Annotated in this window: 21 protein-coding genes; 4 read left to right on the forward strand and 17 right to left on the reverse strand. The window is 60.2% G+C overall.

Translation table 11 applies throughout. The features are described from left to right. Positions 1–323: 323 nt before the first annotated feature. Complete coding sequence (locus I6L33_RS16080; protein ID WP_216972912.1) at positions 324–1,211, reverse strand: PhzF family phenazine biosynthesis protein; 888 nt, start codon at positions 1,209–1,211, stop codon at positions 324–326. A gap of 199 nt (positions 1,212–1,410) precedes the next feature. Here I6L33_RS16080 and I6L33_RS16085 point away from each other — a divergent pair, with 199 nt between their 5' ends. Continuing rightward, positions 1,411–1,614: a hypothetical protein gene (locus I6L33_RS16085; RefSeq protein ID WP_005300545.1), complete on the forward strand. Its 204-nt coding sequence runs from the start codon at positions 1,411–1,413 to the stop codon at positions 1,612–1,614. 59 nt (positions 1,615–1,673) lie between these two features. On the opposite strand, the gene I6L33_RS16090 is transcribed toward I6L33_RS16085, so the two are convergent. The 16 genes from I6L33_RS16090 to cmoM form a co-directional block, all read right to left on the reverse strand. Continuing rightward, positions 1,674–2,504, reverse strand: a complete 831-nt coding sequence (locus tag I6L33_RS16090) for a hypothetical protein (RefSeq protein ID WP_216972913.1) — start codon at positions 2,502–2,504, stop codon at positions 1,674–1,676. Positions 2,505–2,604: 100 nt separating this feature from the next. Continuing rightward, complete coding sequence (locus I6L33_RS16095) at positions 2,605–3,090, reverse strand: GNAT family N-acetyltransferase (RefSeq protein ID WP_017788003.1); 486 nt, start codon at positions 3,088–3,090, stop codon at positions 2,605–2,607. Between the two features lie 65 nt (positions 3,091–3,155). After that, positions 3,156–3,767 (reverse strand): DJ-1/PfpI family protein, encoded by a 612-nt coding sequence (locus I6L33_RS16100; protein WP_017788002.1) that lies wholly within the window; start codon positions 3,765–3,767, stop codon positions 3,156–3,158. Positions 3,768–3,831: 64 nt separating this feature from the next. Beyond that, positions 3,832–4,332 (reverse strand): peptide deformylase, encoded by a 501-nt coding sequence (gene def / locus I6L33_RS16105; RefSeq protein WP_216972914.1) that lies wholly within the window; start codon positions 4,330–4,332, stop codon positions 3,832–3,834. A 12-nt stretch (positions 4,333–4,344) separates the two neighbouring features. Next, on the reverse strand, positions 4,345–4,815 hold the full coding sequence (locus I6L33_RS16110) for an N-acetyltransferase (RefSeq protein ID WP_216972915.1): 471 nt from the start codon (positions 4,813–4,815) through the stop codon (positions 4,345–4,347). 288 nt (positions 4,816–5,103) lie between these two features. Next, positions 5,104–5,415 (reverse strand): putative quinol monooxygenase, encoded by a 312-nt coding sequence (locus I6L33_RS16115; RefSeq protein ID WP_021465549.1) that lies wholly within the window; start codon positions 5,413–5,415, stop codon positions 5,104–5,106. Positions 5,416–5,661: 246 nt separating this feature from the next. Continuing rightward, a complete protein-coding gene (locus tag I6L33_RS16120; RefSeq protein ID WP_216972916.1) occupies positions 5,662–6,147 on the reverse strand; it encodes a GNAT family N-acetyltransferase in 486 nt (161 codons plus the stop codon). A gap of 17 nt (positions 6,148–6,164) precedes the next feature. Beyond that, on the reverse strand, positions 6,165–6,638 hold the full coding sequence (locus tag I6L33_RS16125) for a cupin domain-containing protein (protein WP_216972917.1): 474 nt from the start codon (positions 6,636–6,638) through the stop codon (positions 6,165–6,167). A gap of 295 nt (positions 6,639–6,933) precedes the next feature. Further along, a complete protein-coding gene (locus tag I6L33_RS16130) occupies positions 6,934–7,740 on the reverse strand; it encodes a PhzF family phenazine biosynthesis protein (RefSeq protein WP_017787996.1) in 807 nt (268 codons plus the stop codon). After that, positions 7,730–8,383: a transcriptional regulator gene (locus I6L33_RS16135; RefSeq protein ID WP_017787995.1), complete on the reverse strand. Its 654-nt coding sequence runs from the start codon at positions 8,381–8,383 to the stop codon at positions 7,730–7,732. The genes I6L33_RS16130 and I6L33_RS16135 overlap by 11 nt, the downstream gene beginning before the upstream one ends. A 13-nt stretch (positions 8,384–8,396) precedes the next feature. Continuing rightward, a complete protein-coding gene (locus I6L33_RS16140) occupies positions 8,397–8,762 on the reverse strand; it encodes a RidA family protein (protein WP_017787994.1) in 366 nt (121 codons plus the stop codon). A 382-nt stretch (positions 8,763–9,144) separates the two neighbouring features. Further along, positions 9,145–9,546: a septal ring lytic transglycosylase RlpA family protein gene (locus tag I6L33_RS16145; RefSeq protein WP_168967602.1), complete on the reverse strand. Its 402-nt coding sequence runs from the start codon at positions 9,544–9,546 to the stop codon at positions 9,145–9,147. A 171-nt stretch (positions 9,547–9,717) separates the two neighbouring features. Next, positions 9,718–14,145, reverse strand: a complete 4,428-nt coding sequence (gene mukB / locus I6L33_RS16150; RefSeq protein ID WP_216972918.1) for a chromosome partition protein MukB — start codon at positions 14,143–14,145, stop codon at positions 9,718–9,720. Between the two features lie 2 nt (positions 14,146–14,147). Next, the gene (gene mukE / locus I6L33_RS16155; RefSeq protein ID WP_005300522.1) at positions 14,148–14,867 is read right to left on the reverse strand and encodes a chromosome partition protein MukE; all 720 of its coding nucleotides are present in this window, start codon (positions 14,865–14,867) and stop codon (positions 14,148–14,150) included. Next, a complete protein-coding gene (gene mukF, locus I6L33_RS16160; protein ID WP_216972919.1) occupies positions 14,848–16,167 on the reverse strand; it encodes a chromosome partition protein MukF in 1,320 nt (439 codons plus the stop codon). The genes mukE and mukF overlap by 20 nt, the downstream gene beginning before the upstream one ends. Before the next feature lie 76 nt (positions 16,168–16,243). Further along, the gene (gene cmoM, locus I6L33_RS16165; RefSeq protein ID WP_010634083.1) at positions 16,244–17,020 is read right to left on the reverse strand and encodes a tRNA uridine 5-oxyacetic acid(34) methyltransferase CmoM; all 777 of its coding nucleotides are present in this window, start codon (positions 17,018–17,020) and stop codon (positions 16,244–16,246) included. Positions 17,021–17,121: 101 nt separating this feature from the next. Between cmoM and elyC the strand changes: the two genes are divergently transcribed. The 3 genes from elyC to pfkA all read left to right on the forward strand — a co-directional run bounded on the left by elyC (position 17,122) and on the right by pfkA (position 19,902). Then, positions 17,122–17,892 (forward strand): envelope biogenesis factor ElyC, encoded by a 771-nt coding sequence (elyC, locus tag I6L33_RS16170; RefSeq protein ID WP_216972920.1) that lies wholly within the window; start codon positions 17,122–17,124, stop codon positions 17,890–17,892. 135 nt (positions 17,893–18,027) lie between these two features. Beyond that, positions 18,028–18,783: a triose-phosphate isomerase gene (gene tpiA / locus I6L33_RS16175; protein WP_216972921.1), complete on the forward strand. Its 756-nt coding sequence runs from the start codon at positions 18,028–18,030 to the stop codon at positions 18,781–18,783. A gap of 147 nt (positions 18,784–18,930) precedes the next feature. After that, the gene (gene pfkA, locus I6L33_RS16180; RefSeq protein ID WP_005300508.1) at positions 18,931–19,902 is read left to right on the forward strand and encodes a 6-phosphofructokinase; all 972 of its coding nucleotides are present in this window, start codon (positions 18,931–18,933) and stop codon (positions 19,900–19,902) included. Positions 19,903–20,018 lie beyond the last annotated feature (116 nt).

Consider the following 20,018-nt stretch of genomic DNA (forward strand, 5'->3'; position numbering starts at 1 on the left):
TCTGGCTTCGTAGCGTCGCAGCACAAGGCCCTACGCCGGCATGCTGTCTGCCGTTATTTTGAGCGAAAGGTTGGTGTCATCAGCTACCCTGTGGCACTCTGGGGGTTCATGGACTGACCTACCCCGACACCGCGAGTGTCATCATTGCAAAAGGAGCACGCCAGATGGCCAAAGTCAGCAAGAAAGAGATCAAGAAGAAGATCGCCACCCGCCTCGAGAAAATTGCCAAGCACGAGAGCAAGATCAAGAAGCTGAAGAAAGCCCTGAAATAAGGGCCGGCAGAATAAAAAAACCGCCTGATGGCGGTTTTTTTATTGGCTGGGTTACATCAGACGGGCCCGGCCAAATACCCGGATTGAACTGCCGGGCTCGGGGGGGATCTCGGCGTGCAGGTGCGACGCCATCCCCATCTCCTCCCCTTGCAAGAGATCGATGATGCCACCATGGGGCCAGTGCAGGTCCCGCAGGTAACCGGCAAAGGCTGCGGTGGCCGCGCCGGTGGCGGGATCTTCATAGACGCCACCATAGGCAAAGGGGTTGCGGGTATGAAACAGCTGCTCGCGGGCGGCGTGAACCAGCAAGATGGTGACCAGCCCCTCTTGCTGCATCAGGGCGCGCCCCGCGGCCATCTCGTAGTGCATGGCCGCCAGGGCCGTGCGGCTGTTGAGGGCCAGCACCAGGTGATCGGCGCCGCCATGGATAAGGGCCGGCGGAATGCGGGGATCCAGATCTGCCTGGGTATAACCAAACAGCGCCAGCGCATCTCTTACCAGCGCGGCGGGAGCGGGCTTGCTGCGAGTGGGCGGTGACTGCAATGCCGCCTGCCACTCCCCTTCCCCATCCAGCCAGCTCGAGACCGAAATGGTGGCCTGATTGAGCTGCAACCCATACTCACCAGGACCAACCCGGCGGCCCAGCGCCACCCCAAGGGCAATGGTGGCATGGCCGCAAAAAGGCACCTCGGCCAGTGGAGAGAAGTAACGCACCCGCCACTGCGGCGCCGCCGTCCCGGCCGGCCCATCGGCGATGACGAGCGGCGCAGCAAAGGCCGTCTCTGAAAAACCCACCTCGGCGGCGATGCGCTGCATCTCCTCGGTAGCGGGCAGCTGAGCACCAAGCCAGACCCCAGCCGGGTTGCCTCCCGTCTCCCCAGAAGAGAAGGCGGCAATACGCACCAACTCGGGTTTCCACTGTGCAGCTGGCTCTGTCATGACTTGCTCCTGACGATGGCTGATAACCCTGGCCTGCCGACTGTGTTTGCACATACCGCAGGCCGCTTTCCATAAGATAGCGAGCCCGCCGTGGCCGGTAAATTAAATGGTACACGGGTGCCGCTTGGGCGCCGCAGAGCCGGGCGGCAGCAACTACCTTTGAGGCGTGTCTGTATAAGGTCCTGCAGTGGAGCACCCTATGTATTCTTACACCCTCACCTTCAAGGAGGAGGTCGACAAGCTGACCGCCCCCGAACATGAGATCAGCCTGCACAGCCCCGCCCAGGCCGGTGATTTCATCATCCTCTCCGATGGCAGCCGTCATCAGGTGATGTTCGTCACCCATCGCGCTCACTACAGCAGCCTCTACCTCGACAAGGGGGTCAGGATGCCGCAGGGCTAATACCGTCAGCCCGTTGCAGATGACCACCGCACAGGGCTGCGCGTTGAACGCTCGGAGTCTCAGAGTACCTTGATCACAGGCTGGTGCATGATGGCGACCTCGTTCTGATAGACCACCAGCTCACCCGGCGGCATGCCCTGCTCCCCCAAAACGGTCACGGCGCACTCGTAGCGGTAAGGGCCGCTGGTGAATAGATAGGTGTGGTTGCCTCCTGTGCCTTCCACCCTGACAGTGCCATTTTTCAGCACCAGGTCCGGCTTGTCGCTGAGCGCCTTGCCCTTGGCCCAGGAGGCGTAGCGATAGCGGCCATCCCCCAACTCGTCGATGCGAATGGTAAATTTCTCGGTCTGCCACATCAGCGCGGGGCGTTTGTACTCCCGCAGGCCGGGATAAAGATCGCTTTTCTGTTTGGCGACAAGCTCAGCTTTGCGTTTTGCTGCCTGCGCCGTCTGATGATTGATGCCGATCACCTTGCCATCGAAATCCAGCCACACCTCGCCATTGCCAAGCATGATGCCGCGCCAACCCATGGCCTGCCAATCCTGCCCGGCCCGGGAGCTGGCGATGCTGTTTAAAATGGCGTCATCAAACACCTCGTCGAAACGGGCCAGCATCTCGGCCGGGCTCTTGATGGCGGGGATGGGGTACTCTCGCTTGAAGGGGTACTTGATCTGGCGGGCCAGCGCCTGCTGATCACGCGCCTTGGCGGCATCGATCACCCGCTGCACCAGGGGCTGATACTCGGCGCCGAGCTGCGGCTCCTCGGCGTGGGCCGGCATCATAGCCAGCAGCCAGCCCAGCAGCGACACCAGCACCATACTCCCCCAGCGAAGCGCCATTTTCCCCGGCGCTTTGCCTTTCCCACCAACAGCCCACCGCACCTTGTTCATTTCATCTCCTTCAGTGGCTTGCAGCCTGCCCTGTCATATCGTCGTCCTGCAGGGCGCGGATGCGCTCCCACCGTATTCGGCTCAGGTCGCTTGACCAGTTTCAAGCCGGGTCCGGCAACCGGTATTCATAAAAATCTGTCTCGGCATGCTTTGGGTTTGGCCCAAGATAGTGCCACCCACAGCGTCGATAGAAACGCAGCGCACGCAGGTTGAGGCGGCTGACCGACAGCACTGCCCGCCGGCAACCGGCCTGCTGCATTGTGTGGGCAACGTGCTGGAGCAGCAATGCGGCCAGGCCCTGTCCGCGCGCCTGCGGCGTCAAATAGATCAGGTGAACATAGCCGCTATCCGGCTCGGATGAAGAGGTACGAAATTCCAGCTGCCCTACTATTTCGCCACCACGCCATACATGCAGATAATGCCACTCCCGGCTGGTCAGCCTCGTCGTCATCCGTTCCCGATAGCCCGCCAGGAACGCGTCAAATCCGTCGTCGCGATGGAAGCTGCACACATAGGCGTCCCGGCGCGCTGCCACACAAAACTCATAGTCACGGGCCAGATTGACCCTGTTGAACTCGAGGTTCATTCACCATCCTTGTCATAGCGCTTGCTTGTCATGGTCTGAACCGAGCTCAGGAGCATTGGATGACATCAGTCAAATGCACTCTCGGCATCTCTGATGGTGGAAGATATCAGTTTTTCGAAGATTTCCATTTGTCCGGCAGGTATAAGTTGAGACTGGATCAACCTGCGCTTCTCCGGACCAAAACATCGTTCGGCCACCCAGCCAATCAAATAAACCAAGGAGAGGCAGCCGCCTGCCGTTGCAATATTTCCTTGCACGACCAGGGGAGAGTCTTGAACATCTCCCCCCATCTCCAGCAACCGGGCTTTGGCTGCAGGGTTGGTTGTCAATTTCTTTCCCTTCAGCAAACCCAGTTCATGCAATATGAATGAACCTGCGCATATTGATCCAATCAGCTGCCGCTGCGGCTCCAGTCGCAACGCGGACATGAACTCATGGTCCTGCAGCGCGGCAGGGATGCCACGCTGCCCGCTGGTGATCAGCACCACATCCTGATCACGGGCTTCCGTCACATGTCCATCCGTCTTTACGTTGATACCCAGTGCAGAGCCATGCTCCGGTTTGGTTCCCAGTATTTTCACCGACCAGCTATCTTTGCTTCTCCCAAGCAGGTCATACATCAAGAAAAAATCCACATCGGTGAAATCATCAAATAAAACAATACCAACCTTGTACATGGTTACCCCGTCATCCTGTGCAGATAATCAAATGGTTATGTAACGTGCCGCATGAAATATCGCGTCATGTCGCCTTGAGGTGCTTTTTTACCTTCTTCAACGCCATAGTGCGCTTGAGCGGCGAGAGATAATCGATAAACAGATTTCCCTGCAGGTGATCGATCTCATGCTGCATCACGATGGCCAGGAAATCGCTGCTCTTTACCGTGATCGGGGCGCCATGACGATCCACTGCCGACACCACCACTGTGCTGTAACGTTCGACGTCGGCGTAATAATCGGGAACGGACAGACACCCCTCTTGGCCAAGCGCTGGGTCAGTGCCGCTTATCACTTGCGGATTGATCAATACCAGCGGCTGATCCCGTTTTTCCGACAGGTCAATGATGACGATGGCCTCCTTGCGCCCCACTTGCGTGGCGGCCAGACCAATACCATTGTCGGTGGCATAGAGGGTCTCCAGCATGTCATCGATCAGGCCTTGCACGGCCGCAATATCCTCAACCCGCTCGGCCTTGACTCTCAACCTGGGGTCGGGAACCGTTAAAATATCCAGCCTTGCCATCAATACGCTCCCTCAACCATGGGCACCCCATGACTCTTCCCTCGTCACCGGCCGGGACAAGGAGACGAACGCCGGCTCCTCCGCCACCACCTGATAACCGAGGCGCCGATAAAACCGCAGCGCCCCCTGATTGGCGGTAAAACTCGACAGGGTCACCCGGAGTCTCCCCTCACATGCCGCTTCCCGTTGCAGCTGCGCCATGACGGCAGAACCAAGCTGCCGGCCCTGATGGCGAGGGAAAATGATCAGCAGATGGACGTGCAGCGCATCCTCGTATGGCTTGCAGCAGAGCAGGCCGACTCGCTCGCCCCCTGCCAGGATCCACGAGAACCAGTGCGGCTCATATTCGCTGGTCAACCGCGCGCGCTGCATCTCCTCATCCCAGCCAAACACTGCCTCGACATAGGGAAAGATCCCCTCCTTGACGGCCGCAAAGCGCTGTTCAAACTCACTTGGCGGGATCCCTGCCAGTGTTATCTCCATCTCATCCCTCTGCTCTGTTCGGCGCCATGACGACCAATGCCCCCATCACAGCCCCCGCGATGGTAACGATGTTGCGGGGATTGGCCCCAAAATTGATTTTCATTTGGGTATCTTACTAAACAATCTGGAGATGAAAAGGTTGCGGGTACAAACAGGTGGCATAAGTGTGATGAGACGTCCCTCGTCGGAGGATGCAGGAAATCAAGTCAAGGGGGAGATGACGGGGGATAGCGTCCGGTGCGGCACCTGACATGGGAAGAAATCGGGCCAACCTTGGGCCCGATGGGTTTAAGGGAGGCTCACCTCCTCCATAAAAATCAGCTGCAGCGGCTCTGCCAGTAAAGCCTCGGCCTTGGCAGCAAAGGCCTGGAAATAGTCCGTCTGGCAGTGACTGTCCAGCGCGGCCTGATTGACGAACGCCTCGCGCATGTAGAAGGTGCCCGGCTCCTCCTGCAATTCAAACAACACGTAATCGAGGTTGCCCGGCTCGCGCCGCGTCGGCGCAATAAGCTTGAGCAGCTCGCGGCGCAGTTGCTCTCTCATGCCAGTGCGGGCCTTCAGCACGGCGATAGACACCAGTTTGTCTGTCTCTTTTTTCATCCATCCTTCTCCGTTTTACATCGTCAACACACTAGAGAGTGCAGCCTGGACAGCTATTTATAGTGCCGGATGCACCCCCATCAGAAGTTGCCCAGTGTAGGCAGGACGGTGGGGGCCATATAGGGGGGCAGAATGAACACAGTGTTCACCACGCAGTGCACAGAGGAACAAACGAGCGGGAGGGATTATTGCGCAAAGGGTGTCAATGTTACCCGCTAGGAGGCGGCACGGCTTGCTACCCCCTGGCTAAGGGTCTGCAGACCAGGATTCAACATCAAGGCAATAGGTGGTGAAAGGGTGTTCGCCCTGGCGTGTTTTCCTCACCCAGATGGCCCGTCTGGCGAGGGAGCGGTAAGGCGGGCGGGTATCCAGCAGGTGAAAGAGGATCGTCCGATGGCCAAGCTCCCTCGCCCACCCCATCATCTCGTTGAAAATCGCCACGCCGCTTCCCCAGCCGGCCCTGGCGAGCACAATGGCAAGCTCCACCCCCTCGTCATCGGGCTGGATGCCGCACCACCCCACCAGGGTGCCGTCGAGGAAGATGGCACGCACGCGGCAGCCTGGCCGGGCGTCGACTCTCAGCTTGTACGCCATCCAGTCGCACACCCCGGCCACATCGAAAAGCGGGTGAGGGATCAGGTGCTTTCGCAGCGTCTCGTCGTTGAGCAGCGGCAGAAAATCCTCTGCCCTGACAGCAGAAAAGGGGCTGAACACCATGGAAGTCTCTCTCATTGCGCGAAGAGGCGCCCCTAGTAGGGGCTGCCATCCTTGTGTCTGGCTAACCAGCCGCCATCGGCACCCTGTATCAGGGCCAGATCGTCATCGGGATAGTCGACGGTGTCCCCTGGTAGCCTGTCCCCCACCTCGAGATAGACGGCGTCCACTTCACCGTGGTTGAGCAACTGGTGGGCCAGGCCGCTGCCACCCTTGAAGCCGATGCACTCCCCTGGCGACATCCGGTACTCCTCCTCCCCGTGGCGCAGGGTGGGATTGCCCGAGAGCACATAGACGAACTCGTCCTGCAGGCCGTGATGGTGCTTGAGCGCCGAGATGGCCCCCGGTGCCAGGGTCGTCAAATTGACCCCGAAATTGGTGAGGCCGAAATGATCCCCCAGCCTGCGCCGGGTGCGGTGCTTGACCAAGGAGGCAAAGGGCTCCGGATAAAGGGACTTTGCCTTGTGCTCGGGGATGGCCGCTGCCTGAATGGCGCGCTTGTCAGTCATGTTCTGATCCTCCCTGTGAATGACGTCTCTCTTTATAACCTGCTCCTTAGCGGCAAAACATCAGCAGGGAGTTGAAGGAGTGTCTCGCACACCATGCCAAGAGAGAAGTCGACGATGTCGGGGCCCGGAGAAAGAGCTCCACAAGGGCAAAGGGGGAATCTTGCCGGGAACGCAGAGCGTGATGCCCCTCTATCATCTGGCCTATCTCGTTGACCCACTCCCTCTTGCACCGCGCCAGCAGATAGCGCTCGTCATCCGCCTCCGATAGGGCAAGGTAATAAGGCGTTTGGAACCACTACAGCAGGAAGAAGCCTTCGATCGTCATGCGAGCCTCACCATACAACTCCACGCGACCGTCATCCCGTACCAGACAACGCAATGTGCCCTTGCGCGCCCCCCCTTGCTGGGCAATTAGCTCTTTCTTTCCTGTTCGTGCTGCCCAGAACGGCGCCAAGAAGGTATGCGCAGAGCCGGTCACCGGATCTTCGTTGACGCCAACCTGAGGGCCAAACCAGCGAGAGACAAAATCGAAGCGTTCATCGGCCGCCGTCACAATGACACCGCGGGTATCAAACTGCACCAGCGTATTGAAATCCGGGGCCAGTCTGTCGATGATCTGCCTGTCATCCACCAGCACGATCAGATCATCAGATTGCCATACCCCAACGATCCCTTCTTCTATACCGAGTGAAGCCAACAATCCCGATGGAGGCGTTATCTGAGTCACCGCCTTGGCAGGAAAGTCCATGCAGTATTCATGGCCTGAGCGGGTCACGGTAAGAAGTCCGCTGCGGGTGTGAAAATGAATGCGCTCACCAGCATGGTCCAGCTTGTTAAAAAGCACCCAGGCCGCGGCCAGAGTCGCATGCCCACACAAATCGACTTCGACCCCCGGTGTAAACCAGCGCAAGTGATAACCATCCTCTGCCGGGATAAAGAAAGCAGTCTCGGACAAATTGTTTTCAATGGCGATTGCCTGGAGCACTTCATCATCCAGCCACGTCTCAAGAGGACATACCCCGGCCGGATTACCGCCAAAAGGCTGAGAGGTAAACGCATCCACTTGATAGAAGGGGATCTTTATCGAGCTACTACTCTTCATCGCATTTCTCCAGGTAGTTGTAAATCGTGTATCGCGTCACCCCCAACATTCTGGCGACATGGTTGACACTACCTTTTATCTTGAAAAACCCCATGCCATGAATGTCTGATACGACGCGCCTTCTGAAGTCAATCTTGTTCTCTGAGCCTGTCTGCCGATATCTCTGCAACACATCATCCAACGTCTGGATGGATATATTGCTCGTCCTGCCACCCAGCCCTTCTTCCATGCCGGCTGGCAGGAAAAGATAATCCAGATCGCGCTTCAATTGATTGACAGTTTCCATATCGACATTGATGCAAAATGCCACCAATGGAGTGCCACCCTCGCCGTAATAGATTGTCGATGCGCTATTCAAGCGCTTCCCGGAAGCCGTCTTGGAAACATAACCGCTGAATGTGCGGTGCCTGATATCGGATGAGGCCTCGAGCAGCCCCAAAAAGCCCATGTCATCATCCGGTCCGGATAACAGCGCATCCCCTTTCTTGCGGCCACTTACATGCCCATTGACGATGGCGATGATGGACGCCTCGGGTCTGGTCAGATCATGTAATACCGCTTCGGTATTGGCGGGAATAGTGGTTCTAAGGGTGTCAAGGGATGCCGTCAAGGCAGTGATCAGACTGCCATGTTTCATGTCCATGTGAATTCTCTCTCTATGAAGCGGTCGCCTGGACTTCAACTTCCACATCCAGCCCAAATGCCAGCGCGCTGCTAGTCACCGAGCGAGCCGGGAAGCCATTTGAAAACCAAGTGCGATACTCAGCGTTGAATTCGGCAAAGTGTTTCATGTCACTCAGCCACACTTGCACCCTGACGACCTGATCTAGGCTCACGCCCGCCCGTGTCAGCGTCCCGTCTATCGACTGCATAATACGCCGGGTTTGCTCCGCAACCGAACCATACAGCGGCTCACCACTGGCAGTCATCGAAACCTGGCCAGAGAGGAAGACAAAACCGTTCGCCTTCACTGCATCGGCAAAGGGAAAAGGCTTGTCGGTGGCATATCGTTCAATGGTCATGACGCTCTCACTCCCTCATAAATGTTACTGCGCCTAAGATAGCATCAGGCCTCCCTTTTTTTAAACTTTTTTTGTAAATTCAACAAAAACAGCAAAATGCATTAAATATCAATCTTTTGAGATTGTTGTCATCGTTTGTCGGAACAATATGCGAGGCAGGGTTAGGGTGAGACAGTCTTGAGATAAGGAGAAATGAATGTAAAGGGACAGGGGATATGGCTGAAGTATTACGAGAGTGAGCTGGGCTGGCGGGCTGTAGAACCTCCCGTCACAGTGATGGGGGCAGATTAGGCCGGCCATCTGGCGGGCTTAATCAAACCCGTCCCTGATGGAGCAGTCAGTACCATATGGATTTATGGCACTCCCCTTTTCAGATCGCTGGCTAATTCACTACCTCGACCCTGACCTTGATAAGCCCGGCGCGGGGATTGCCGATGGCGCTGAAGGCCGCTTTGGAGAGATCGATGATGCGCCCGCGCGGGAAATTACCCCTGTCGTTGACCCTGACCACCACGCTCTTGCCGTTGGCGAGGTTGGTGACCCGCACCATGGCGCCGAAGGGCAACTCCATGTGGGCGGCGGTGTTGGCGTGGCGCTGATAAGGCTCGCCGCTGGCGGTGCGCTTGTTGTGGTAGCGATCGGCGTAGTAGGAGGCGAGCCCCGTCTCGCTATAACCGCGCCAGCTACCGCCGTGGCTCTCGTCATAGCGACTGCTGCAGGCGGCCAGCAGCACGGTGAGCGACAGCAGCAGCCCCTTTCGCAAAAATTGCCCCTTTTCAACCATGTGCCTTGTCCTTGCTCCCCTGCGGGGTTGTCGATGCCAATAAAACGGTAGCGGGCATGAGCGAACCGGCGTGGTGCCGGCCTGCCATGGCCGCGCCGCTACTTTGCCATAGTTTCCAAACAAAACGGGAGGCCAAGCCTCCCGTTTTCATACCTCGTCCGTCAGCCTCTGTCAGGCGATGAGCTTGTCATCGGCGAAGCCAAAGCCGCGCAGGCCCACCACATGCACGTGTTCGTGCTTGCCTTGCACCTTGCGGATGAGCTTGTAGGTGGTGCCCTTCTCGGGGCTGATGTTCTCCGGCGCCGCGATAAGCAGCTGCATATCCTGCCGCTCGCACAGCTCGAACAGGGTGGCGATGGATTTACCATCCAGACGGGCCGCTTCGTCGAGGAACAACAGGCGGCAGGGAGCGATGTCCTTGCCGCGCAGACGGCGGGACTCCTCCTCCCAGCTGATCAGCACCATCAAGAGGATGGCCTGACCGGTACCGATCGCCTCGCCGGTAGAGAGCGCGCCGCTCTCGGCCCGCAGCCAGCCATCGGCCCCGCGCTGCACCTCGATCTCCAGCTCCAGGTAGTTGCGATAGTCGAGCAGCACGTCGCCCATCACCTGATAGCTGCGATCCCCCTGCTCCACCTGCGGGTTGAGGCGCTGGAACAGCTTGGCCATCGCCTCGGAGAAGCTGAGCTCCTTGTCGGCGAACAGATCGTTGTGCATGGCGGTCTGATCGGCCAGCGCCGTCAGCAGACGGGTGTGGGCCTCGCGGATATTGACGTTGAGGCGCACCCCGCGCACCAGACCGAAGGCGATGTTCTGCAAGCCCTGGTTGAGTACCCGGATGCGGTTCTGTTCGCGGCGGATGATGTTGGTGATCTTGGCCGCCACCTCGTGAGAGGAGAGCGACAGATGGGTTTCCCGCTGCTTGAGCTCGTCGGCCAGACGGGCCAGCTCGATCTCCATCTCCTCGATGGCCTCCACCGGATCATCGGAGCGGATGATGTCGTTGCGGATGCGATCTTTCAGGTAACGGTAGACCTGCACGTAGAAGGCCACCTTCTGCTCGGTGCTGCGGTTGCCCTCCGACAGTCGCAGCGCATCGCGCAGGGCCTCGTCGTGGGCCACCGCCACCCGCAGGGCGCCGAGGGCCTTGTCCGACATGGAGCGCAGCTCGTCGCTGTCAAGGTACGCCAGCTCGCGCTTGTTGAGGCGCTTCTCGACGTCGGTCTCCCGCGCCAGCCGCACCACCCGCGACCAGCTCGCCTTGTGACCCACCAGGGATTTGCGAGCGCCGTAGTAATCCTTGCCTTCGAGCTTGAGACGACCGCCGAGGGATTCGATCTCGCGCTTGGTCACCTGCAGCTGGGCCTCGGCGCTGGTGCGACGGGAACGGGTGCGGATCAGCAGCTCTTCAATCTCTTTCTTGTGGGCGCGCGCCTTCTCTTCCATGTCGTCAGAGAGGGTCAGCCCCATGGCCGCCAGCTCCTGCTCGAACTCGGTCAGGGTCTGGCGCTTGGCCTCGACGCTGGAGTTGAGCGCGGTGCGCAGCTGCAACGCCTCGGTGTGGCGCTGGGCAATCTGCTTGTGCTGCTCACCAGCGGTGCGGGCGGCAAGCTCGGCCGCTTTCAGCTTCTCTTTGAGACGCTCGCTCATTTCGGAGGCCTTGCCCAGCAGGTCTTGCGCATCCTGATAGGCAAAGTGCGGCAGGCGGGCCACCAGCTGATCGAGGGCGTAGCAACGGCGCTTCTGCTCGGCCAGCAATTCGTTGGCTTCGTCAAACGCCGCCTGTAGGGCAGAGAGATCCTGCGGATCCTGACGCAGCACCTGCACCATGGTTTCCAGCTTCTCGAGCGCCTTGCCGTGTTTGGCGATAAAGGCTTCGGCCTGTTTCAACGCTTCCACATCGGCGTGAGCCGCCTCGAGGCGGGCAGCCAGCTCTGTCTCGGCAAACAGGTGGGCAAAGGGCAGCATGCCCTGCACCAGCTGGATATGGCGGGTCAGCTGGGCGGCGGCCGCTTTGGCCTCGGTCAGCTGCTTGTTGCACTCGGCGATGGTCTCTTGCAGCTTGCGCTGCTCGGCCTGTTTGGCCTGCACTTCCGCTTCCGGATCGGGGCGGAAGGCGATATCCAGATGCTGGCCGATAAAGTCGCGGAAGTGACCGTAGAGGCGGTGGTACTTCTGCTGCTCGAAGGCGGCCTTGGCGTAACCCTCGATCAGCTCTTCGCGCTCAAGGTCGAGCTGCTCGATCCGTTTTTCCCGGGCGGCGCGGCCAAACAGCGGCAGCTCGGGGTAGCGGGAGAAGCGCACCTGACGCTTGCTGGTGCGCACCAGCACGGCGTCCCCCAGCTCGTCCGCCTCCACCAGATCCTCGTCAAAGGAGTCGGGGTTGCCCTGGATGAGGTAGATATCCTCCGGGCAATCTTCCAGCTTTTTCAGCCGCTCGATGGCGCCTTCGAGATCGAGCACTACCAGAGCGCTGCGAGCCGGGCCGTAGAGGGCGGAGTAGTAAGGGGCATCGTCGATGGAGATGTCGTCGTAGACATCGGAGAGCAGCACGCCCCCCACCTGCTCGGCAATGCGTGCTAGGCGCGGATCTGCCTCGCCAGCCCCCAGCTGCAGGTTGCGAATTTGCAGCTCCAGCGCCTGTTTCTGCGCCGCGATGCGGTTGCTCTCCTGCTCGAACTCGCGCTCCTTGTCGAGCACGCTCTGCATGCCGGAAGAAAGTTCTTCGGCGGTGGCGAGCGGCAGCCCACTCTGCTCGCGCAGCTGCTCGAGCTTCTCGAAGGATTTCAGCCAGCGCGGGGCCAGCTTGGTGAGCTCCGCGATATCGCGGCCAAGCTGAGTGCCCTGATGCTCGAGGCTGGCACGGCGCTGGTTCACCTCCGCCTGTTGCTCGGAGAGCTCCTCCTGACGGGTACGCTGGGCCTCAAGAAACAACTCCAGCTCGTCCTGGCTGGCGATCAGCTGGCCAGAGGCCTGCTGCAGCTCGTCACGCAAGCGCAGCAGCGCCTGCTGGCTTTCGCTCTCTTTCTCGAGGCGAGCCAGCGCGGCGCGCAGCCCCTGCCCCTGGGCGATGCGGGCCTTGTCTTCGATGTGACGCTTGAGCAGTGCCTGGGCGGTAGGCCAGGCGGCCTCGCGCGCAGTCTCGGGGGCAATGTTCAAAAGCAGCGCCAGCGCCGCTTCGTGCTCGGCCACCGCCGCCTTGGCCAGCGCCAGCTGCTGCTCGGCCCCCAGCACCCGGCTGGTGAGGCTCTGCTCGGCGGCGCGGAACTGGTGCAGGGTGTCGCTCGCCTGTTCGGCGGTCAATCCCGGCAGCTCGCACTGCTCGCGGGCGTTTTCCAGGGCCTGCACCGCCTGACGGTACTGGATGGCGCGAGTCTGCTGGATATCCAGCGCCTGCTGATAGTCGGCCAGCTGGGTCTTGAGGCTGTCTACTTCTGCCTGGGCCAGCTCCTTGCGCTCTTCCACCTCCAGCAACTGGCCGTGGATCTCTTCCACCACCGCCTGTTGCTGTTCGAGTTTGTCAGAGAGATCCGCCAGATCGGCGCGGTACATCTCGATCTTCTTTTGCAGCGCCACGGCGGCCAGCACCTTGGCCAAGTGCTCGGCGGCAGACTCCAGCTCGTCGGTCAGCAGCTTCTCGCGATTGGTGAGCTGCTCCACCTCGTCGGCCAGATAGATGGCGCGCTGCTTCTCTTCGGCCAGCAGGCGGCGCTTGCCGGCCAGCTCCTGGCGGGCCTTGAGGGCCAGCTCGGAGAGGCGGTTCTTCTCGGCGGCATTGCGCACGTAATCCGCCGCCACATAGTGGGTGGTCTCGGTAATGAGGTTCTTGAACAGATCCCGCTGGCCCTGGGTCTCCTTGATCGCCTCCAGAGTGCGGCGATTCTCGTAGATGGCCGCCTCCATGTCCTGGAACGCCTTGCGCACGCCGGAGTTCTCCGGCAGCAGGTATTCGCGCAAGGAGCGGCTGATGGACGAGGAGATGCCGCCGTAGAGGGAGGCCTCGATCAGACGGTAGAACTTGCCGCGATCTTTTTGATCACGCAGCTTCTTCGGGGTGATGCCGAACTCGAACATGAAGTTGTGATAGTCGGTCACCGTATTGAACTTGGCGACCTTGATGGCGCCAAGCTCGGCCGCCGCCCCTTTCAGATCGGCGAAGGCACGTACCCGGCCCTTGCCGTCGTCGAGCTTCTCCAGCAGCAGATCGGTGGGCGCCAGATTGTCCGGCACATCCACCAGGGCGAACGGGGTGATGTTGACCTTGTTGTCACGGTTGGCCACCTGCTCCAGGTGCACGCCGACCCAGATCCGCTGCTCGCGGCTGTTCATCACTTCCAGCAGCGAATAGCAGTGGCCGCGCTGCAGCTTGCCGTAGAGCCCCTTGTCACGGGAGGCGCTGGATGAGCCCGCTTCCGTGGTGTTGCGAAAGTGAAGCAGGGACTGGTCGGGGATGAGGGCCGCGATAAAGGCCGCCATGGTGGTGGACTTGCCCGCCCCGTTGCCGCCGGAGAGGGTGGTGACCAGCTGGTCGAGATCGAAGGTACGGGCGAAGAAGCCGTTCCAGTTGACCATGGTCAGGGATTTGAACTTGCCTCGCACCTTTATACCTCCAGATCCAGTTGTTCTTCATCGAGGTCCGCCTCGATGTCATCAAACAGCGAGTCGCTGCTCGGCATTTCGTCGTCGTGGAAGATGGCCTCCCCCTCCTGGATCATCCGCAGCTGCACCGCGCGCGGATCCTCATCGGAGCGCACGTCCGCGGCGAAGCGGAACACTGACTCGTTGACCCGAAATTTGTCGCTGTTGCCAAGGGCGGTGATCATGCCAAGGCGGCGCAGGCGGCGCATGGAGGTACGGATCTTCTCCAAGAGCTTCTTCTTGTCCAGATCGGTACCGCCGGAGCGGCTGTTGACCATCCGCAGCAGCTGCTTCTCGTCAGCCAGGCTCAGCACCTCTTCTTGCAGTTCTCCCATGGCGAACACCCCTTCCGAGGCGAGCCGATCCGGGCTCAGGTAGAGGTAGCAAAGTACCTTGCCCACCAGCATGTCGAGCTCGGAGAGGACTGTGGTGCCGATGTCGGCGCTCGGGCGCGGGCGCAGATAGAAGAAGCCTTCCGGCGCCTTGATCAGTTCAACCTGATAGCGGCCGTAGAAGATCTCCAGCTCCTGGTGGTACTCCACCAGTGCCGAGTGCTGTTCAAACTCGTCGGCACTGATGTGGCGACCGGAGCGCAAGGCGGTGTCGATGCGCGGAAACAAGGGGTTGGCAATCGCCTCTGCGAGCCGCAGCGGCAAGGGAAACTCAGTATTGATCAATGACATAGGCCTGAACCTTGGATCCAGCTTGGTTAATGGGTTTCCATGCGGGCTGACGATGCAGCTGGTGCTCGCCGCTGGCATGGCCCAGGCGCACGGCCTGGTCGATCAGAAGACGCGCCACATCGAAGTGGGCATGGGCCGGGTAGTCCAGCAGGTATTCTCGCAGCACGTCGGCGAGATCCAGCTGCTGACCCTGCTCGGGGTAGCGGGCCAGGTAGCGCTCGATCCGCTCGGCCAGCTCCTGGTTGATGTCCACCATCTCCATGTACTCCATCTCGAGGGGCACCTCGCCGGTCACCTCCTCGTCGTGGATGGCGATGGTCTCGTCGCGCAGCTCCAGCAGACGAGGCTCTTCGGCCACCCGCAGCTGCCAGTTGTGCTGATCGAAGTTGCGGATGGATTCGCGCAGCCGCTGACTGAAGGCGCGGTTCTTGTCCATGTCGATGGCGTTGCGGATGAACTTGTGGACGTGCCTATCGTAGCGGGCCCACAGCTCGATGCACTGCTGGCCCCAGCTGGTGATGACGTCCAGCCGCCCTTGCAGGGCGTGGGTCAGCTCCTCGACGTGGAACAGATCCTCGCGCCCCTGGGCCGCTTCCTGAATGTTGAGCAGCCCCGCCTGCAGGCGGTGGCCGGCGGCGTCCAGGGTATCCTGCAGCTCGCGCAGGGTCTGGCCGGTCTCATGCAGCAGTTTTTCGCAGCTGTGGATGGCATCGACCCAGTTCTGGGTCAACAGAGCCGCGATCTCGTTTTTGACCTGATTCTGCTGCTCATCCATGGCGCGCTGGGTGAGATCGATGCGTCCCAGCGTCTCCTCCAGGGAGAAGGTGAGGCGCGGCAGCACCTCGGCATCCCACTGCTCGCGGGTGTTGGTCTCGAGCGCCGCCTTGCGGGCGGTGTCGAGCTCGGCCGCCAGGTGTTCGAGCAGGATGGAGAGCTTGATGGAGTCGACCTGGCGCTGATCCATAAAGAAGTCGACGATGCTCATGCCAAGACGCGACAGGCGATAGAGGCTCTCCCCCGCCACCATGTCGGTGTTGAAACGCGACAGCAGCTGCTGGCGAATGAGATCGTTGATGGCGTTGTTGGCGCGACCGGTGAGGGTCTCGTCCATCTGGCCGAAGGCGTTGCTGACGTAGCCGAAGGCATCGTGCAGGGCCGCTTCCGACAGGTCCGACTCATCTTCGGACAGGGTCTTGATTGCAATCAGAAAGGCCAGCCGGTCGGTGGGCAGGCTCAACGCCAGCCCCTCCTGCCTGACCCATCCCACCATCTCTGGCAGGGTACGGGATGTACTCATCATGACGTTGTCATCTCGTTGTTGTATTGGGCGCAAAGCCTTGCGCGCGGCTACATCCGGTAGCATCGAAAAAGGGGGCTCAGCCGGCGGGTTTCTGCGCCATCACGTGGATATAGCGCCCCAGAGAGATAAACGGCTCCTGCCGGCAATATTGCTGCTCCATGGCCAGCAGATCGTCAAACTTCTCCAGCTGATCCTGCTTGTGGCGCATGTAATCGTGGATCACCCGCACCCCGGTCTTGCCAATTATCTTGAGCCCACCCCGGCCAATCCAGTCATACACCTGCTCCGGCAGCTGGGGATTGGTGGGGGTCAGCGCCGTCTGCCGCTTCTTGCGAAGACCCAGGCGCACATAATCGAAATTGCCCACCACCAGGCTCTGGAACAGCAGGCCGTGGCGGTTGTAGAAAAGCAGCGACAGTATGCCCCCGGCATTGACGAAAGGGAACAGACCGAGCAAGGTCTGGCGCGGCTCGGCGAGCCACTCCAGCACCGCGTGACAGAGCACCAGATCGAAGGTGCCGGTCACGTGTGCTTTAAGATCCTGAATGGGACAATGGATGAGACGAATTCTGTCTTCCAGCCCCTTCTCGGCGATCTGGCTGCGGGCCAGCGCCAGCATCTCGGCGGAGAGATCGCACAGCTCCACCTGATGGCCCATGGCCGCCAGCTTCTGGGCAAAGTAGCCAAAGCCGCCGCCCGCATCCAGGATGCGCAGGGGCCGGTTGCCAAGGCGGGCCAGGCAGGCTTCGATGTCGCTCCACACCACTGTGGTGCGGATGCGCCCCTTGGTGGAGTCATAAATGTTGCGGGCGAACTTGTCGGCCCGCCCGTCGAAACTCTGATCGTGCTTCAAGGAGAAACTCAACTTTTGCGCCACAGGGTTGTGGCCATCCCAAAAAAGAGAGGTATTCTGTCACATCCCGAATTTGCTGAAAACTCAAGGAACTCTCTGCCGTGTTTGTGCTTAAAAAGTGGCTAGGTCAGCTGCTGATGCCGCTCCCCTTCTCCGTCACCCTGCTGTTGCTGGCACTGCTGCTGCTCTGGTTCACCCGTTTTCAGAAAACCGGCAAGCTGCTGGCGACCCTGGCCCTGCTCATCGTCGCCCTGATGGGGATGCGGCCGGTGAGCTACCAGCTGGCCCGCCCGCTGGAGCAGACCTTCCCCCCCTTCGAGGTGAGCCAGCATCCGGACATCCAGGCCATCGTCGTGCTCGGCAACGGCCATGTGAGCGACCCGACCGTCCCTGAGCGCAGCTGGCAGAACAACATCGCCCTGGCCCGCACTCTGGAGGGGGTACGGCTGGCCCAGGCTTATCCGCAGGCGGAGCTCATCTTCTCGGGCTATGTGTCGGGGGATCCCCTCTCGAACGCCGAGGTCAACGCCCGCATGGCGGCAAGCCTCGGCATCCCCCGCTCACGGATGACGTTGTTTGAAAACAACAAAGACACCCACGATGAGGCGGTCAGCATCAGCCAGCATCTCAAGGGCAAGCGGGTGGCGCTGGTGAGCTCGGCCACCCACCTGCCGCGGGCCATGGCGCTCTATCAGGGTCAGGGACTCAATGCCGTGCCGGCTCCCACCGACTACACCGCCAAGCAGAGTCAGGTGGCCCAGCCCCTCTACAGCTACCTACCAAAAGGGCGCTATCTGATGTATTCCGAGGCTGCCATTCACGAATGGATTGGGGTATGGTGGGCCCGTCTGCGGGGTCAGGTCACCGATTGAGCGATCGAGCCTTTCATTCCTGATTTGGATCAGGAAAGCGAAAAAAAATTACGTCATTTGCCGCCGGGTCAGCTATCTTGGGCTCGGTTCAATTCATATAATGTCGCGCAATCAAATGCCTAGGAGATATAGAAGATGAGACAGCACCTGGTAATGGGTAACTGGAAACTGAACGGCACCAAGGCTTCCGTCGAAGCACTGATCAAAGGACTGACCCCGGCGGCTGCCGCTCATCCTTCTGTACAAGTCGCCGTCTGCCCGCCGGTTATCTTTTTGGATCTGGTTGAGCAGCTGACCGCCGGCAGCAAGATTGCCTACGGTGCCCAGAACGCCGACGTTCACGAGTCTGGCGCCTTCACCGGCGAGAACGCTCCGTCCATGCTCAAAGCCTTCGGTTGCACCTACTCCCTGGTCGGCCACAGCGAGCGTCGTACCCTGCACGCAGAGACCGACGAGGTGGTTGCAGCCAAGTACGAAGCCATCCAGAAAGGTGGCCTGATCCCCGTGCTGTGCATCGGTGAGACTCTGGCCCAGTTCGAAGCCGGCACCACCAACTCCGTGGTCGAAACCCAGCTCAAGGCCGTGATCGATCGTTGCGGTATCGCCTCCTTCGAGAACGCCGTCGTGGCTTACGAGCCGGTATGGGCCATCGGCACCGGCAAGACCGCTACCCCGGAAATCGCGCAGGCCGTGCACGCTCACATCCGCCAGTACCTGGCCGGGTTTGATGCCGCCGTGGCTGCCAAGGTACAGATCCTGTACGGTGGCTCCGTGACCGGTGCTACCGCTGCCGACCTGTTCGGTCAGCCGGACATCGACGGCGGCCTGGTGGGCGGTGCGTCCCTGAAAGTGGACGACTTCTCCCAGATCATCGCTGGCGCGGCCAAGTAATCGGCTGCCATGGAGGGGGCGCTTGCCCCCTCCTGCGTATCGCTTTTCCTATGGCAGCCAGCGCATCCCATATGAAAGCCGATATAGTAAAAGTGGCTTGTCTCATTTAACCCTTTCGTATTCGACAACTCAGATCCAGAGGCACTCATGACCAAACAAATCAAACGTATTGGTGTTTTGACCAGTGGTGGCGACGCACCGGGTATGAACGCAGCCATTCGCGCCGTGGTGCGCGCCGGCCTGCATCATGGCCTGGAAGTCTACGGCATCTATGATGGCTACCTCGGTCTGCACCAGGACCGTATCGTCAAGCTGGAGCGCCACAGTGTCTCCGACGTGGTCAACCGTGGCGGTACCTTCCTCGGCTCCGCCCGTTTCCCGGCCTTCAAAGATCCGAAAGTGCGCGCCGAAGCGATCGAGAACCTGAAAAAACACGGCATCGACGCCCTGGTGGTGATCGGCGGTGACGGCTCCTACATGGGTGCCAAGAAGCTGACCGAAGAGGGTTTCCCCTGCATCGGCCTGCCGGGCACCATCGACAACGACATCGCCGGTACCGACTTCACCATCGGCTTTGACACCGCCCTCAACGTGGTAGTGGATGCCATCGACCGTCTGCGCGACACCTGCAGCTCCCACCACCGCATCTCCGTGGTCGAGATCATGGGCCGCCACTGCGGCGACCTGGCCATGTCTGCCGCCGTCGCTGGCGGTGCCGAGTACGTGATCGTGCCAGAAGTGGCCTTCGACAAAGAGAAGCTGCTGCAACAGATCAAGGAAGGGGAAGCCAAAGGCAAGCGCCACGCCATCATCACCATCTGTGAGCATGTCACCGACGTGAACGCACTGGCCAAGGACATCGAGGCCATGACAGGTCGCGAAACCCGTGCCACCATCCTGGGTCACATCCAGCGCGGTGGCTCCCCGACCGCCCGCGATCGCATCATGTCCAGCCGCATGGGCGCCTTTGCCGTCGAACAGCTGCTGGCCGGTCAGGGTGGTCGCTGCGTCGGTATTCAGGGCAACGAGATGGTGCACCACGACATCATCGACTGCATCGAGAACCTGAAGCGTCCCTTCAACCAGGAGCTCTACGATCTCTCCACCACCCTGTTCTAAGCCCCGCTTGTTCAGGTTGTTGTGACAAAAAACCCTCCGCTGGAGGGTTTTTTATTGGCGCGGGCCACCTGCCGGCACGCCCGCTTCCATTCCACCCTCTGGCCATGTCTGCCGTT

The organism is Aeromonas sp. FDAARGOS 1403, assembly GCF_019047325.1.
GTDB classification, from domain to species: domain Bacteria; phylum Pseudomonadota; class Gammaproteobacteria; order Enterobacterales; family Aeromonadaceae; genus Aeromonas; species Aeromonas dhakensis.

Excerpts from the sequence above, each read along its gene's own strand:
- I6L33_RS16080 (WP_216972912.1), bottom strand. The coding sequence starts at position 1,211 with ATGACAGAGCCAGCTGCACAGTGGAAACCCGAGTTGGTGCGTATTGCC.
- I6L33_RS16085 (WP_005300545.1), top strand. The coding sequence starts at position 1,411 with ATGTATTCTTACACCCTCACCTTCAAGGAGGAGGTCGACAAGCTGACC.
- I6L33_RS16090 (WP_216972913.1), bottom strand. The coding sequence starts at position 2,504 with ATGAACAAGGTGCGGTGGGCTGTTGGTGGGAAAGGCAAAGCGCCGGGG.
- I6L33_RS16095 (WP_017788003.1), bottom strand. The coding sequence starts at position 3,090 with ATGAACCTCGAGTTCAACAGGGTCAATCTGGCCCGTGACTATGAGTTT.
- I6L33_RS16100 (WP_017788002.1), bottom strand. The coding sequence starts at position 3,767 with ATGTACAAGGTTGGTATTGTTTTATTTGATGATTTCACCGATGTGGAT.
- def (WP_216972914.1), bottom strand. The coding sequence starts at position 4,332 with ATGGCAAGGCTGGATATTTTAACGGTTCCCGACCCCAGGTTGAGAGTC.
- I6L33_RS16110 (WP_216972915.1), bottom strand. The coding sequence starts at position 4,815 with ATGGAGATAACACTGGCAGGGATCCCGCCAAGTGAGTTTGAACAGCGC.
- I6L33_RS16115 (WP_021465549.1), bottom strand. The coding sequence starts at position 5,415 with ATGAAAAAAGAGACAGACAAACTGGTGTCTATCGCCGTGCTGAAGGCC.
- I6L33_RS16120 (WP_216972916.1), bottom strand. The coding sequence starts at position 6,147 with ATGAGAGAGACTTCCATGGTGTTCAGCCCCTTTTCTGCTGTCAGGGCA.
- I6L33_RS16125 (WP_216972917.1), bottom strand. The coding sequence starts at position 6,638 with ATGACTGACAAGCGCGCCATTCAGGCAGCGGCCATCCCCGAGCACAAG.
- I6L33_RS16130 (WP_017787996.1), bottom strand. The coding sequence starts at position 7,740 with ATGAAGAGTAGTAGCTCGATAAAGATCCCCTTCTATCAAGTGGATGCG.
- I6L33_RS16135 (WP_017787995.1), bottom strand. The coding sequence starts at position 8,383 with ATGGACATGAAACATGGCAGTCTGATCACTGCCTTGACGGCATCCCTT.
- I6L33_RS16140 (WP_017787994.1), bottom strand. The coding sequence starts at position 8,762 with ATGACCATTGAACGATATGCCACCGACAAGCCTTTTCCCTTTGCCGAT.
- I6L33_RS16145 (WP_168967602.1), bottom strand. The coding sequence starts at position 9,546 with ATGGTTGAAAAGGGGCAATTTTTGCGAAAGGGGCTGCTGCTGTCGCTC.
- mukE (WP_005300522.1), bottom strand. The coding sequence starts at position 14,867 with ATGTCATTGATCAATACTGAGTTTCCCTTGCCGCTGCGGCTCGCAGAG.
- mukF (WP_216972919.1), bottom strand. The coding sequence starts at position 16,167 with ATGATGAGTACATCCCGTACCCTGCCAGAGATGGTGGGATGGGTCAGG.
- tpiA (WP_216972921.1), top strand. The coding sequence starts at position 18,028 with ATGAGACAGCACCTGGTAATGGGTAACTGGAAACTGAACGGCACCAAG.
- pfkA (WP_005300508.1), top strand. The coding sequence starts at position 18,931 with ATGACCAAACAAATCAAACGTATTGGTGTTTTGACCAGTGGTGGCGAC.